Raw genomic sequence first — 14,327 nt, 5'->3', positions numbered from 1 at the left:
CCGTTCTTTCTTCTCTTCGTTCTGTGGTCAGTCGTCGTCGCCGTGGAAGCGGCGTCTCACGGACAGCAGTTCCACCTCGGGGCGGCCGGCGACCAGCCGTTCGCACCGGTCGAGTACGTCGCTGAGGTGCCCCGCGTCGCCGGAGACCATCGCGAGGCCGATAAGGGCCCTGCGATGGAGGTTCATGTGATCGACCTCGGCCGCGCTCACCGCGTACTTCCGCTGGAGTTCGGCGACGATCGGGCGGACGACGGAGCGCTTCTCCTTCAGCGACCGTACGTCGCCGAGGAGGAGGTCGAAGGACAGAGTCCCCACGTACATGTGTGTAGCCGGTTCACCCGCCGGTACGGGATCGATGGCCCTGCCGGTCGTGTGGCCAGGGACATCAGAAACCGTACATCGAAGGGGCCGGGCGGATCGACGGATATTACGCTCCGTAGACCTGGGCGCATCTCACGCGCCGGTCAGGCAATCTCAGTCCGTCCGGCGTTTGAGGACGAGGCCCGTTCAGGGCCGAAGCAGGGTCTGGGGGCTGCAAGCCCCCAGCAACGGCGCGCTGGCCGACGGAACCGATGTCCCGCCGGCCAGCGCACAAACCGTCGGCTTTACGCCCGCGGCTTCTCACGCATCTCGTACGTCGCGATGACGTCGTCGACCTTGATGTCGTTGAAGTTGCCGAGGTTGATACCGCCCTCGAACCCTTCGCGGATCTCGGTGACGTCGTCCTTGAAGCGACGCAGACCCTCGATGTTGAGGTTCTCCGCGACCACCTTGCCGTCGCGGATGAGGCGCGCCTTGGTGTTGCGCTTGACCTCGCCGGAGCGGATGAGAACACCCGCGATGTTGCCCAGCTTGGACGACTTGAAGACCTCGCGGATCTCCGCCGTACCGAGCTCGACCTCCTCGTACTCCGGCTTGAGCATGCCCTTGAGGGCCGCCTCGATCTCCTCGATCGCCTGGTAGATGACCGAGTAGTACCGGACGTCCACGCCCTCGCGCTCCGCCATCTGCTGCGCACGGCCGGCTGCCCGGACGTTGAAGCCGATGACGATGGCGTCGGAGCCCATGGCCAGGTCGATGTCGGACTCCGTGACCGCACCGACGCCGCGGTGCAGGACGCGGATGTCGACCTCTTCGCCGACGTCCAGCTGGAGCAGCGAGGACTCGAGCGCCTCGACGGAACCAGAAGCGTCACCCTTGATGATCAGGTTCAGCTGCTGGACCTCGCCGGCCTTCAGCACCTTGTCCAGGTCCTCCAGCGACACGCGGCGCGTGCGCTTCGCGAAGGCCGCGTTGCGCTCGCGAGCGGCACGCTTCTCCGCGATCTGGCGGGCCGTACGGTCCTCCTCGACCACGAGGAAGTTGTCGCCCGCACCCGGGACGTTGGTGAGGCCCAGGACCTGCACCGGCGTCGACGGGCCGGCCTCGGTGACGAGGTTGCCGTTGTCGTCGTGCATCGCCCGGACTCGGCCGTACGCGTCGCCGACCACCATGGTGTCGCCGACCCGCAGGGTGCCTCGCTGGACGAGGACCGTCGACACGGCACCGCGGCCGCGGTCGAGGCGGGACTCGATCGAGATGCCCTGCGCGTCCTGGTTCGGGTTGGCCCGCAGGTCGAGCGAGGCGTCGGCCGTCAGGATCACGGCCTCCAGCAGCGAGTCGATGTGCAGACCCTGCTTGGCGGAGATGTCGACGAACATGGTGTCGCCGCCGTACTCCTCGGCCACCAGCCCGTACTCGGTGAGCTGACCGCGCACCTTGGTCGGGTCGGCGCCCTCGACGTCGATCTTGTTGACCGCGACGACGATCGGGACCTCGGCCGCCTTGGCGTGGTTGAGCGCCTCGACCGTCTGCGGCATGACGCCGTCGTTGGCCGCGACGACCAGGATCGCGATGTCGGTCGACTTCGCACCACGGGCACGCATGGCGGTGAACGCCTCGTGACCCGGGGTGTCGATGAAGGTGATCTTGCGCTCTTCGTCGTTGACCTCGGTCGCGACCTGGTAGGCACCGATGTGCTGGGTGATGCCGCCGGCCTCGCCCGCGATGACGTTCGTCTTGCGGATGGCGTCGAGCAGTCGGGTCTTACCGTGGTCGACGTGACCCATGACGGTGACGACCGGCGGGCGGACCACCAGGTCCTCCTCGTCGCCCTCGTCCTCGCCGAACTCGATGTCGAAGGACTCGAGCAGCTCGCGGTCCTCCTCCTCCGGGCTGACGATCTGAACCGTGTAGTTCATCTCGTCGGCGAGGAGCTGGAGCGTCTCGTCGGAGACGGACTGGGTCGCGGTGACCATCTCGCCGAGGTTCATCATGACCGCGACGAGCGACGCCGGGTTGGCGTTGATCTTCTCCGCGAAGTCGGTGAGCGACGCACCGCGCGACAGACGAATGGACTCGCCGTTGCCGCGAGGCAGCATCACGCCGCCGACCGACGGGGCCTGCATGGCCTCGTACTCCTGGCGCCTCTGCCGCTTCGACTTGCGGCCACGACGCGCGGGACCGCCGGGACGACCGAAGGCGCCCTGCGTGCCACCACGGCCACCCGGACCACCGGGACGACCGCCGAAGCCGGGACGGCCACCGCCGCCACCACCGGGACCACCCGGACGGCCGGCGAAACCGCCGCCACCGCCACCGGGACCGCCGGGACGGCCGGCGAAGCCGCCACCGCCGCCGCCACCGGGACGACCGGCGAAGCCGCCGCCCGGACGACCGCCGCCGCCACCGGGACGACCGCCGCCACCGGGACCACGGCCACCGGGGCCACCGCCGCCGGGACGCGGGCCCGCAGCGGGACGCTGCGGCATCATGCCGGGGTTAGGACGCGGACCGGCGGGGCCGCCGCCGGGACGCGGGCCGCCGCCCTGCGGACGGGGCATGCCGCCCGGGGTCGGACGCGCGCCGCCCGGAGCCTGCGGACGGGGACCGCCCGCCGCGCCCTGGGGACGGGGACCGCCCTGACCCTGCGGACGCGGAGCGCCGCCGGGAGCGCCGGGGCCACCCGGGCCGCCGGGACGCGGGGCACCGCCCGGACGGGGCGCCTGCGGGCGCGCCATGCCGGTGGAGCCACCAGAGGTGAAGGGGTTGTTGCCCGGACGGGGACCGGCCGGACGGGCGCCGGGACGCGGGGCGCCGCCACCCGGACGCGGAGCGCCGGGACGGTCGCCGCGGTCACCACGGCCCTGGCCGCCCTGACCGGGACCACCCGGACGCGGCGCGCCGGGACGCGGGGCCTGGCCGGCCGGACGCGGGGCGCCCGGACGCGGGCCGGAGCCCTGGGAGGCAGCCGGTGCGGCGGGAGCCGACGGGGGTGCCGTGAACTCGGGCGTGGTCGGAGCCGGGGACGCCGGGGCAGGCCGCGGCGCGGGCTTCGGGCCCGGAGTGGGACGGGGGCCGGGAGCGGCCGGCGCGGCGGGAGCCGCGGGCTTCTCGGCGGCCGGCTTGGGGGCCGGCGGGCGCGGGGCGGCCGGACGGGCAGCCTGCGCCGGAGAGGGGGCTGCCGGCTTCGCCGGGGCAGCCTTGCGGGCGGGGGCGGGCTTGCCGCCTCCGTTGCCCTGCTGGAGGGCGTCCGTCAGCTTGCGGACAACGGGCGCTTCGATGGTCGAAGACGCCGAACGGACGAATTCACCGAGTTCTTGGAGCTTGGCCATGACGACCTTGCTCTCAACCCCGAACTCCTTGGCGAGTTCGTATACCCGGACCTTAGCCACTTCGCTCCTTTTAGGTCCGGGTTGCGGCCGGACCGTCGCTACTTCATGGGCGTACTCATCGCGTACTCATCGAGTGCTCATCGCAATCTCGACCTGCTTTCGACTCGCGAGGTACCAGGGCCGCACGGGGTTCCGTACGACGCTTCTTACGGTGTTGCCTGCTCAGCAACTGTTGTCTGCTCGACGTACCGGCGCAACGCCTTTGTGTCGAGCGCTCCCGGGGCGCGCAACGCCCGCGTGAACGCCCGGCGGCGTACCGCCTGGTCGAGACAGACCAGTGCGGGGTGTACGTACGCACCCCGGCCGGGCAGCGTACCGCGATGATCAGGGACGCACTCGTCCTCGATCGCCACGATCCGCAGCAGATCAGCCTTGGCCGCTCGCTCCCGGCACCCCACACAGGTGCGTTCAGGGCATGCGCGGACGCGTGTCCGGCCAGACACCGTTAAGTCTACCTCCCCGTACGCTCCTCACCCCTTTGGGGCAGGATTCGAACAGTTGCCGGGCGATAACCTGACGTGATCTAAGCGACCTGCGGCTTGGATCTATTCCCCGGACTGCTCGGTGTCCGGACGGATGTCGATCCGCCAGCCGGTGAGCCGGGCCGCGAGGCGGGCGTTCTGCCCTTCCTTGCCGATGGCCAGGGACAGCTGGTAGTCGGGCACGGTCACCCGCGCGGAGCGGGCCGCCATGTCCACGACCTCCACCTTGGAGACCCGGGCCGGCGAGAGGGCGTTCGCCACCATCTCGGCCGGGTCGTCCGACCAGTCGACGATGTCGATCTTCTCGCCGTTCAGCTCGCCCATGACGTTGCGCACACGGCCGCCCATGGGGCCGATGCAGGCGCCCTTGGCGTTCAGGCCGCTGCGGGTGGACCGGACGGCGATCTTCGTACGGTGACCGGCCTCACGTGCGATGGCGGCGATCTCGACGGACCCGTCGGCGATCTCCGGCACCTCCAGGGCGAAGAGCTTCTTCACCAGGTTCGGGTGCGTGCGCGAGAGGGTGACGGACGGGCCTCGGACGCCCTTAGCCACTCGGACGACGTACGACCGCAGCCGCATCCCGTGCGGATACGTCTCGCCCGGGACCTGCTCCTGCACCGGCAGGATGGCCTCCAGCTTGCCGATGTCCACGAGCACGTTCTTCGGGTCGCGTCCCTGCTGGACCACGCCGGTGACGATGTCGCCCTCGCGCCCCGCGTACTCGCCGAGCGTCGCGTCGTCCTCGGCGTCGCGCAGCCGCTGCAGGATGACCTGCTTGGCGGTGGTGGCGGCGATACGGCCGAAGCCGGACGGGGTGTCGTCGAACTCGCGGGGCTCCTGCCCCTCCTCGAGGTCCTCGGGATCCTCCTTCGCCCACACGGTCACATGCCCGGTCTCCCGGTTGAGCTCCACGCGCGCGTGGCGGCGGCTTCCCTCGGTGCGGTGGTAGGCGATGAGGAGGGCCGACTCGATCGCTTCGACCAGCAGGTCGAAGGAGATCTCCTTCTCCCGTACCAAGCCCCGCAGGGCACTCATGTCGATGTCCACGGCTACGCCTCCTCTTCCTTCTCGTTCTTGCTGTCCTTGCGGCTGAACTCGACCTGCACGCGCGCCTTGGCGATGTCGGGGAAGCCGAGTCTGCGGCTCGTGGCCTTGCGGCCCTTCACTCCGGGCACTTCGAGGTCGAGGCCGTCGTCGTCGACCTTCAGGATGCGGGCCACCAGCTCGCCGCCCTCGGCCAGTTGGAACTTCACCAGCCGGTCTACGGCGCGCACGTAGTGCCGGTGCTCCGAGAGGAGGCGCTCAGCGCCCGGGGTGCCGACCTCGAGGGTGTACTCGCCCTCGCCCATCGCGTCCGTCTCGTCGAGCTTCGCCGAGAGCGCACGGCTCACATCGGCGATCTGGTCCAGGTCCGCCCCGGTGTCGGAGTCCACGACGACGCGCAGCACTCTCTTGCGTCCGACCGAGTCCACCGCGATCTCTTCGAGATCCAGGCCCTGGGAGGTGACGAGCGGTTCGAGCAGTTCTCGCAGCCTCTCGCTCTGGGTGGTGCTCATCCGGGTGACTCCTCGGCCGCGTGTGCTGTTGTGGGATGGGTCGCGTGTCTGGTCAAAGGGTATCCGGTCGCAGGGAGTGTTGCCGTCCACCTGCCTGCGAACGGTGCCGCTGAGTGGTGCCGTCCGGTGACGCGGGTACCGTGATCACGGGCCTGCGGCCCGCTGCTTCGGCAGCTGCTTTCGTAACTGCGTTCGTGACTGCTTTCGTACGAGTTCCCCGAGGACGTCTGCCGTGCCGTACCCCTCGCCGCCGCGCTCCCCCTCGGGGCCGCGCAGAAGAACCCTGCTCGCCTCGGCCGCTGGGGCCGCCCTGCTGGTGGGCTGCTCCTCCGGGACCGGGAACTCCCGGGACTCTGCGGGCACCACGAGCGGCAGCCCGTCGCTCACCGAGCGGGCACGCGCGCGTGCTGCCCGGGACAGCGAGGGGCTGGTGGAGCGGTACGACGCGGTGCTCGCCGCCCATCCGGGGCTGGTGGCACTGCTGGGGCCCTTGCGGGCGGAGGCCCTGCGGCATGCGGGGGCGTTCGGCCGGGGAACCTCCGGACCTTCCAGCGGCTCTTCCTCGACGTCCAAGGCGCCGGAGGCCGGGACGGCGGCCTCGCCTTCGGCCTCCCCGTCGGCCACCGCGCCCACGAACGAGAAGGACGCCCTGGCCGAGCTCGCCGCGGCCGAGCGTGAGCTCGCGGACCGGAGGGCGAAGGCGCTCCTGGACGTACCCGGTGAACTGGCACGACTGCTGGCCTCCGTGGCGGCGGCCGGGGCGGCGCACGCGTTTCTGCTGACGGAGGGGGCCAAGTGAACGAGGCGGGCGAGAGCAGGAAGACGCAGCGGCTGACGGCTCTCCAGGCGGCGCTCGCGGCCGAGCACGCGGCCGTGTACGGGTACGGCGTCGTCGGCGGCCGGATCCGCGAGGGGCGGCGCACGGAGGCACGCGCGGCCTATGACGCACACCGGGCGCGGCGGGACGCGCTGGCGCGCGAGGTGCGCGACCTGGGCGCCGAACCGGTCGCCGCGAGCGCCGCGTACGCGCTGCCGTTCCCGGTACCGGACTCGGGCGCGGCCGTGCGGCTCGCCGCCGAGCTGGAGGACCGGGTGGCCGGGGTGTACTCCGACCTGGTGCGGGCAGCCGAGGGTGAGCTGCGCCGTACGGCCGCCGAGGCGCTGCGGGAGGCGGCGGTGCGGGCGGTGCGCTGGCGGGGCGAGAGCGTAGCCTTCCCTGGGCTCGCCGAGCGGGCGGGCACCGCGTCGGCATCGGCGGCGCCCACCGCGTGACGTGGGCCCGAGGAGCACGTACGGCAGTACGGGAAGGGAACGACTCGCGCATGGCTTTCGAACCGCCGCAGCGTCTGGTCAGGGCGCTCGGTGAGACGGCACCGGACGGTGACGACTGGTTGGAGAAGCTGCCGGAGGCGGCCCGCCAGGCCGTCGCGCTACGCGAGTTGACCGTTGAGCGGGTGCAGGTGCCCGGCGGGCGCAGCAGCCTGGTCGTCCTGGTCCGGCGCCCTGACGGGACCCCCGCCGTGCTGAAGCTGGCCCCGCCCCGGGCCCGTCCCGAGAGCGAGCGGGCGGCACTCGCCCACTGGGGCGGACTGGGCGCCGTACAGCTTCTGGAGCCCTTCGTGACCGAGGGTGTGCTGCTGTTGGAGCGGCTGCATCCGGATCTGTCGGTGCGGTCGCTGCCGGAGGCGAAGGCGCTGTTGGAGGCTGCGGGGACGTTGCGGCGGCTGTGGGTGGAGCAGCCGGCCGGGCATGTCTTCGAGACGGTGGCCGAGCGGACGGGGCGGCAGGCGGAGGCGATGCGGGCGACCGCGTCGGCGCATGCCGAGGTGGCGCCGCTGGTCGACGCCGCGCTCGCGGCACGCGAGGAGCTGTTGGCCGCGCCGCCCGAGCACCGGCTGCTGCACGGGACGTTCCGGCAGAGCAAGGTGCTGGCCGGGGAGCGGATGCCGTGGTTGGCGGTGGGGCCGGACCCGGTGGTCGGCGAGTGCGCGTTCGACCTCGCCCGGCTGGTGCGGGACCGGGTCGAGGACCTGATCGCCCAGCCGTCGGGGGCGGCGACGACCCGGCGGCGGGTGAAGCGGCTCGCGGAGTCGCTGGACGTCGATCAGGAGCGGTTGCGGGGCTGGACGCTGTTCCGGGCGGTGGAGTCCGGGGTGCGGGCGCTTCGGGTGGGGCGGCCGAAGGATGCGGAGCTGTTGCTGGAGTTCGCCGGGTGGCTTTAGGGCGTGCGGTGAGAGTGCGCCTACTCGGTGGGGTGCTTCGGCTGGTCGGCGGCTGCGGGTCATATGTGGCTGGTCGCGCAGTTCCCCGCGCCCCTGGGGCATCACCCGGCCCTCGGTTTGAAAGCGAGCGCCGGGCAGTCTGACGCTGCCCGGCGCCCGGTTCACGCCGTCAGGCGTGCGATCGCCTCGTCGACCGTCAGTTCCTCGCGCTCGCCCGTCTTGCGGTCCTTGAGTTCGACGACGCCCTCGGCCGCGCGCCGCCCGGCCACCAGGATCTGCGGTACGCCGATCAGCTCCGAGTCGGTGAACTTCACGCCCGGCGAGACGCCCGCGCGGTCGTCGCACAGGACGCGCAGGCCGGCCGCGGCCAGCTTCTCGGAGACGTCGAGGGCGAGTTCGGTCTGCAGGGCCTTGCCGGCGGCGACCACGTGGACGTCGGCCGGGGCGACCTCGACGGGCCAGCACAGGCCCTTGTCGTCGGCGGTCTGCTCGGCGAGGGCCGCGACCGCGCGGGAGACGCCGATGCCGTAGGAGCCCATGGTGACGCGGACCGGCTTGCCGTTCTGGCCAAGGACGTCGAGCTTGAGGGCGTCGGCGTACTTGCGGCCCAGCTGGAAGATGTGGCCGATTTCGATGGCGCGGTCCAGCTTGAGGCCGGTGCCGCACTTCGGGCAGGGGTCGCCGTCCTGGACGACCACGACGTCGACGTACTCGTCGACCTCGAAGTCACGGCCTGCGACGACGTTCTTCGCGTGCATGCCGTCCTTGTTGGCGCCCGTGATCCACGCGGTGCCGGGGGCCACGCGCGGGTCGGCGAGGTACTTGACCTTCTCGCCGAGGCCCTGCGGGCCGACGTAGCCGCGGACCAGGTCCCGGCGCTCGGCGAAGTCCGCCTCGGTGACCATCTCGACGACGGCCGGGGCGAAGTGGGCCTCGACCTTGTCCATGTCGACCTCACGGTCGCCGGGGACACCGACGGCGACGATCTCGCCGTCGACCTTGACGAGGAGGTTCTTGAGGGTGGCCGAGGCCGGGACGCCGAGGTGGGCGGCGAGGGTCTCGATGGTGGGGGTGTCCGGGGTCGGGATCTCCTCGAGCGCGGCGGCGCCGGTGGCGTCGACCGGCTTGAGCTCGTAGGTGATCGCCTCGGTGTTCGCCGCGAAGTCGCAGTTCGGGCAGTCCGCGAAGGTGTCCTCGCCGGCTTCGGCCGGGGCGAGGAACTCCTCCGACTTGGAGCCGCCCATCGCGCCGGCGGTCGCCGCGCAGATGCGGTAGTCGAGGCCGAGGCGCTCGAAGACGCGCTGGTAGGCCTGGCGGTGCAGGGCGTAGGACTTGGCCAGGCCGTCGTCGTCCAGGTCGAAGGAGTAGGAGTCCTTCATCAGGAACTCACGGCCGCGCAGGATGCCGGCCCGCGGGCGGGCCTCGTCGCGGTACTTGTGCTGGATCTGGTAGAGGATGACCGGCATGTCCTTGTAGGAGGACGCCTGGTCCTTCACCAGCAGGGTGAAGATCTCCTCGTGGGTCGGGCCGAGCAGGTAGTCGCCGCCCTTGCGGTCCTTCAGGCGGAACAACTCCTGGCCGTACTCGTCCCAGCGGCCCGTGGCGTCGTACGGCTCACGCGGCAGCAGGGCGGGAAGCAGCACCTCCTGGGCGCCGATGGCGTCCATCTCCTCGCGGACGATGCGCTCCACGTTGGCGAGGACCCGCTTGCCGAGGGGCAGCCACGACCAGATGCCGGCCGCCGTGCGACGGACATAGCCGGCGCGGACGAGGAGCTTGTGGCTGAGGACCTCGGCGTCCGCCGGGTCGTCGCGCAGCGTCTTCGCCATCAACTGGGACATGCGCTGGACCGGTGCGTTCGCCATGGTTCTCGTACTCCTGCCGGGTTTGGGTTATGGCAGGAGGTTAGCCGGGTGGGACGGGGCGGTGGAAATCGATTGGCGGCGGCGCCCACGCCTACCGGCGGCGCAGCGGGAGGGGGGCGCCCATGACGGCGTACGGCTTGGGGGCGCTCGGGAACAGGACCTGGCGGGCGAGGTCCTGGTAGCCGAGGGAGCGGTAGAGGCCGCGGGCCGGGCTTTCGACGTCGATCGCGGAGAGGATCGAGCGGGGTTCGATGGCGCCGTCCGTGATCGTGGTGATCAGGGAGCGGCCGACGCCGCGGTTCTGGTAGCGGGGGTGGACGTGGAGTTCCGTGATGACGAAGGAGTTGTCGAGCCAGTCGTCGTGGCCCTGGGCCCGGAGGTAGGGCTCCACGACGGTGGACCACCAGTGGGTGCGGTCGTTGGGCATGCCGTAGACGAAACCTACGAGGTTGCCTCCGGCGGTTGCGCCGAGGGCCCTTGCGCCTGGGTAGGTCATGTGGCGCAGGACGATCTGGCGGCGTACGGCTACTTCGTCGGGGCCGAGGCCGAAGGCTACGGCTTGGACTGCGAGCGCTTCGTCGACGTGGGACGAGAGGTCCAGGGGGCCGATCACGATGTCGTCTGGTTGGCGGCGGTGTCCGTGACCGGGAAGGCGCATGTGGGGAGCGTACAGGGGACTGCGGGTTGTAGTTCGGCTGCGGGTCGTGGGGGCTTGTCGCACAGTTCCCCGCGCCCCCAAGGGTGTTGGCCGCCGTCCCTTCAGAAGCGAACGCGATCAGAACAGGATGCTCATGAAGGCGCCCACCTCTTGGAAGCCCACCCTCGTGTACGTCCTTCGCGCCGCCGTGTTGAAGTCGTTGACGTACAGGCTGACGACCGGGGCCACGTCCGCCAGAGCGTAGCGCAGGACCGCCGCCATTCCGGGGGCCGCCAGGCCCTGGCCCCGGTACTCGGGGGCCACCCACACGCCCTGGATCTGGCAGGCGCGGTCCGTCGCGGCGCCGATCTCCGCCTTGAAGACGACCTTGCCGTTCTGGTCGAGGCGGGCGAAGGAGCGGCCGGAGCCCACGAGTTCGGCGACTCTCGCCTGGTAGAGGAGGCCTCCGTCGCCGGCCAGCGGCGATACGCCGACCTCCTCGGTGAACATCGCCACGCAGGCCGGCATGATCGTCTCCATCTCGTCCTTGCGGATGCGGCGGACGTACGGATCCGGGGTGATGTCGGCCGGCATGCGGTCGGTGACCATGAGGGGCTGGTGGGCGCGGACCTCGCGGGCCGGACCCCAGCCGGGTTCCAGCAGGCGCCAGAGCTGGGCGGTGGATTCGGCGGGGCCGACGATGGAGGAGCAGCGGCGGCCCGCGCGCCGGGCTCGGTCGGCGAACGCCCGTACCGCTCGCGGGGTCGCGCAGATCGGGACGAGGTTGGCGCCCGCGTAGCACAGGGACGTCAGCATGCCGTCCTCGTACCAGCCCCACATCTCACCGCCGAGGCGCCAGGGGTCGAGGCCGGCGACCTGGACGCGGGACGTCACGAAGGCGTTCACGACCGGCTCGCGGTCGAGGACGGCGAGCGCGGCGTCCAGGTCGCTCGGTTCGAGCACCCGTGAGGTGGTCTGGGTCAACACGTTCGGGGGGCCTCCGGGGAGCTGCTGGTCTCCGCACTGTACCTGCGGAAGCTGAGCCGTGCCGCCCTGCCTTGGTGCCGCCTGCTTTGAGGTGCCGTGGGCTGTGGTTCGCCCAAGAGCTCGGGGGGGTCGTGCGTCTGCGCGAGTGCGGGTTGTGTGGGGCTGGTCGCGCAGTTCCCCGCGCCCCTTTGGGGCGCTGCAGTCAGCCCGCCACAGAGACCGACGGCTCCCCGCTCGCCACGCCGTCCGCCTCCATCTGTTCGGCCAGCTTCATGGCCTCCTCGATGAGGGTCTCGACGATCTTGGACTCGGGGACGGTCTTGATGACCTCGCCCTTGACGAAGATCTGGCCCTTGCCGTTGCCGGAGGCGACGCCGAGGTCGGCCTCGCGGGCCTCGCCGGGGCCATTGACCACACAGCCCATGACGGCCACCCGCAGCGGGACCTCCATGCCGGTCAGGCCTGCCGTGACCTCTTCGGCCAGCTTGTAGACGTCGACCTGGGCGCGGCCGCAGGACGGGCAGGAGACGATCTCCAGGCCGCGCTGCTTGAGGTTCAGGGACTCCAGGATCTGGTTGCCCACCTTGACCTCCTCGACCGGCGGGGCCGAGAGGGAGACCCGGATCGTGTCGCCGATGCCCTGCGAGAGCAGCGCGCCGAACGCCACCGCCGACTTGATCGTGCCCTGGAACGCCGGGCCCGCCTCCGTCACACCGAGGTGGAGGGGGTAGTCGCACTGGGCGGCGAGCTGGCGGTACGCCTCGATCATGACGACCGGGTCGTTGTGCTTGACCGAGATCTTGATGTCGCGGAAGTCGTGCTCCTCGAAGAGGGAGGCTTCCCAGAGAGCCGACTCGACGAGGGCCTCCGGGGTCGCCTTGCCGTACTTCTGCAGCAGACGCCTGTCCAGCGAGCCCGCGTTGACGCCGATGCGGATCGGGGTGCCGTGGTCCTTGGCGGCCCGCGCGATCTCCTTGACCTTGTCGTCGAACTGCTTGATGTTGCCGGGGTTCACACGGACCGCGGCGCAGCCGGCCTCGATCGCCGCGAAGACGTACTTCGGCTGGAAGTGGATGTCCGCGATCACCGGGATCTGGGACTTGCGGGCGATCGTCGCGAGGGCGTCGGCGTCGTCCTGCGTCGGGCAGGCCACGCGCACGATCTGGCAGCCGGAGGCCGTGAGCTCGGCGATCTGCTGGAGGGTGGCGCCGATGTCCGACGTACGCGTGGTCGTCATCGACTGGACCGAGACCGGCGCGTCCCCGCCGACCGCCACGGATCCGACCTGGATCTGCCGGCTCTTCCGGCGCTCGGCGAGCTTGGTCGGAACGGACGGCATGCCGAGAGAAATCGCAGTCATCTGCTGTGCAACCCCAAGTCGTGGATCAAGGTCCGGTCCCGTCAGCAGCGGGCTCCAGGCTTCGAGATTACGGCACGGGCGCGGACCCCAGCACTCCCCCACCTCGAACCCACTCGGCGGGGGGACCCCCATCGGTCCGTAAACCCACTCAATGGAAGGCGGCCCGGGACAGAGGGTCCCAGGCCGCCTCGAACGCCGTATGACTAGGAGATTCTGACCGGGTTGACCACGTCCGCCACCAGCACGAGCAGCGTGAAGCAGACGAAGATCCCGGCGACCACGTACGCCACCGGCATCAGCTTCGCCACGTCGAACGGGCCGGGGTCCGGGCGGCGCAGCACCTTCGCCGTGTTGCGGCGCAGCGACTCCCACAGGGCGCCCGCGATGTGGCCGCCGTCGAGCGGCAGCAGGGGGAGCATGTTGAACAGGAACAGGGAGAGGTTGAAGCCCGCCAACAGGAAGACGAACGTGGCCAGCTGCTGGGACGCCGGGATGTCCAACGTGGCGATCTCGCCGCTGACCCTCGCGGCCCCGACGATGCCCATCGGGGAGTCCGGTTCGCGCGGGCCGTCGCCGAAGGCCGCGTCCCACAGGGCGGGGATCTTGGAGGGCAGCGCCACCAGGGAGTCGACGGCGTCGCCGACCCGGTCGGTCATCCAGGACACCGAGTCGCCGAAGTCCTGTTTGACGACGCCGGTGGCCGAGCTGAAGCCGAGGAAACCGGCCTTGACGTACTCGCCCTCGACGTACGCCCCGCTCGCGTCCTTCTTCAGGACCCGGTTGGTGGCGATCTTCGCCTCCAGGGTCACCTGCTCGCCCTTGCGGTCGACGACGATCGGCACCTCCTTGCCGGCGCTGTCGCGGATCAGGTCGGAGAGGGTGTTCCAGTCGTCGGTCCGGACCCCGGCGAAGGAGACGATCTTGTCGCCGGCCTTCATGCCCGCGGCGGCGGCCGGGGACTCGGGGTCGGACGCCTTGCAGTCCTCGCGGTTCTCGGTCTGTGCGATGACGCACTGGGAGACCGAGCTGACGGTGGTGGTCTGCTGCTGGATGCCGAAGCCCATCAGCACGGTGAGGAACAGGCCGAACGCGAGCACCAGGTTCATGAACGGGCCCGCGAACATCACGATGACCCGCTTCCAGGGCTTGCGGGTGTAGAAGAGGCGGGTGTCGTCGCCGGGCTTGAGTTCCTCGAAGGCGGCCGAGCGGGCGTCCTCGATCATGCCGCGCCAGGGAGATGTGGAGCGTGCCTCCAGGCGGCCGTCCGGTCCCGGCGGGAACATGCCGATCATGCGGATGTAGCCGCCGAACGGGATCGCCTTGATGCCGTACTCGGTCTCGCCCTTCTTCCGCGACCAGATGGTCGGCCCGAAGCCCACCATGTACTGCGGCACGCGGATGCCGAACAGCTTGGCCGTGGACAGGTGGCCCAGCTCGTGCCACGCGATCGAGAACAGCAGCCCGACCGCGAACAGCACTATGCCGAGGATGAACATCAGGGT

General features: G+C 70.8%; 13 protein-coding genes. 3 read left to right on the top strand and 10 right to left on the bottom strand.

Going from position 1 to position 14,327, the window contains the following annotated elements; all coding sequences use genetic code 11:
* Window positions 1-27 precede the first annotated feature (27 nt).
* The 5 genes from ACZ7L6_RS39725 to rimP all read right to left on the bottom strand — a co-directional run bounded on the left by ACZ7L6_RS39725 (window position 28) and on the right by rimP (window position 5,754).
* Window positions 28-321 (bottom strand): DUF503 domain-containing protein, encoded by a 294-nt coding sequence (locus ACZ7L6_RS39725; RefSeq protein WP_398822993.1) that lies wholly within the window; start codon window positions 319-321, stop codon window positions 28-30.
* A gap of 284 nt (window positions 322-605) precedes the next feature.
* Complete coding sequence (gene infB / locus ACZ7L6_RS39720) at window positions 606-3,713, bottom strand: translation initiation factor IF-2 (RefSeq protein ID WP_471932754.1); 3,108 nt, start codon at window positions 3,711-3,713, stop codon at window positions 606-608.
* A 146-nt stretch (window positions 3,714-3,859) separates the two neighbouring features.
* On the bottom strand, window positions 3,860-4,156 hold the full coding sequence (locus ACZ7L6_RS39715) for a YlxR family protein (protein WP_398822999.1): 297 nt from the start codon (window positions 4,154-4,156) through the stop codon (window positions 3,860-3,862).
* A 102-nt stretch (window positions 4,157-4,258) separates the two neighbouring features.
* Window positions 4,259-5,245, bottom strand: coding sequence for a transcription termination factor NusA (nusA, locus tag ACZ7L6_RS39710; RefSeq protein ID WP_471932752.1), 987 nt, complete (start codon window positions 5,243-5,245; stop codon window positions 4,259-4,261).
* A gap of 2 nt (window positions 5,246-5,247) precedes the next feature.
* Window positions 5,248-5,754, bottom strand: a complete 507-nt coding sequence (gene rimP / locus ACZ7L6_RS39705) for a ribosome maturation factor RimP (protein ID WP_471932750.1) — start codon at window positions 5,752-5,754, stop codon at window positions 5,248-5,250.
* Between the two features lie 232 nt (window positions 5,755-5,986).
* Here rimP and ACZ7L6_RS39700 point away from each other — a divergent pair, with 232 nt between their 5' ends.
* The 3 genes from ACZ7L6_RS39700 to ACZ7L6_RS39690 are packed head-to-tail and all read left to right on the top strand — an operon-like array spanning window position 5,987 to window position 7,976.
* Complete coding sequence (locus ACZ7L6_RS39700; protein WP_471932748.1) at window positions 5,987-6,553, top strand: hypothetical protein; 567 nt, start codon at window positions 5,987-5,989, stop codon at window positions 6,551-6,553.
* Window positions 6,550-7,026 carry a ferritin-like domain-containing protein gene (locus ACZ7L6_RS39695; protein ID WP_471932746.1) on the top strand — a complete coding sequence of 159 codons (477 nt, stop codon included), beginning with the start codon at window positions 6,550-6,552 and terminating at the stop codon, window positions 7,024-7,026. The genes ACZ7L6_RS39700 and ACZ7L6_RS39695 overlap by 4 nt, the downstream gene beginning before the upstream one ends.
* 50 nt (window positions 7,027-7,076) lie before the next feature.
* Window positions 7,077-7,976 (top strand): aminoglycoside phosphotransferase family protein, encoded by a 900-nt coding sequence (locus tag ACZ7L6_RS39690; RefSeq protein WP_471932744.1) that lies wholly within the window; start codon window positions 7,077-7,079, stop codon window positions 7,974-7,976.
* Window positions 7,977-8,137: 161 nt separating this feature from the next.
* On the opposite strand, the gene ACZ7L6_RS39685 is transcribed toward ACZ7L6_RS39690, so the two are convergent.
* The 5 genes from ACZ7L6_RS39685 to ACZ7L6_RS39665 form a co-directional block, all read right to left on the bottom strand.
* Window positions 8,138-9,841 carry a proline--tRNA ligase gene (locus tag ACZ7L6_RS39685; protein WP_471932742.1) on the bottom strand — a complete coding sequence of 568 codons (1,704 nt, stop codon included), beginning with the start codon at window positions 9,839-9,841 and terminating at the stop codon, window positions 8,138-8,140.
* A gap of 91 nt (window positions 9,842-9,932) precedes the next feature.
* Window positions 9,933-10,499: a GNAT family N-acetyltransferase gene (locus ACZ7L6_RS39680; RefSeq protein WP_471932740.1), complete on the bottom strand. Its 567-nt coding sequence runs from the start codon at window positions 10,497-10,499 to the stop codon at window positions 9,933-9,935.
* Window positions 10,500-10,616: 117 nt separating this feature from the next.
* Window positions 10,617-11,465: a GNAT family N-acetyltransferase gene (locus ACZ7L6_RS39675; RefSeq protein ID WP_471932738.1), complete on the bottom strand. Its 849-nt coding sequence runs from the start codon at window positions 11,463-11,465 to the stop codon at window positions 10,617-10,619.
* A 202-nt stretch (window positions 11,466-11,667) separates the two neighbouring features.
* Window positions 11,668-12,825, bottom strand: a complete 1,158-nt coding sequence (gene ispG / locus ACZ7L6_RS39670; RefSeq protein WP_031484964.1) for a flavodoxin-dependent (E)-4-hydroxy-3-methylbut-2-enyl-diphosphate synthase — start codon at window positions 12,823-12,825, stop codon at window positions 11,668-11,670.
* Window positions 12,826-13,028: 203 nt separating this feature from the next.
* Window positions 13,029-14,321 carry a M50 family metallopeptidase gene (locus ACZ7L6_RS39665; RefSeq protein WP_471932884.1) on the bottom strand — a complete coding sequence of 431 codons (1,293 nt, stop codon included), beginning with the start codon at window positions 14,319-14,321 and terminating at the stop codon, window positions 13,029-13,031.
* Between the last annotated feature and the right edge of the window lie 6 nt (window positions 14,322-14,327).

Source organism: Streptomyces sp. NPDC107522 (assembly GCF_055657525.1).
Note: the sequence above shows the minus strand (reverse complement) of the source record. Positions and strands in the feature narration are given on the sequence as shown.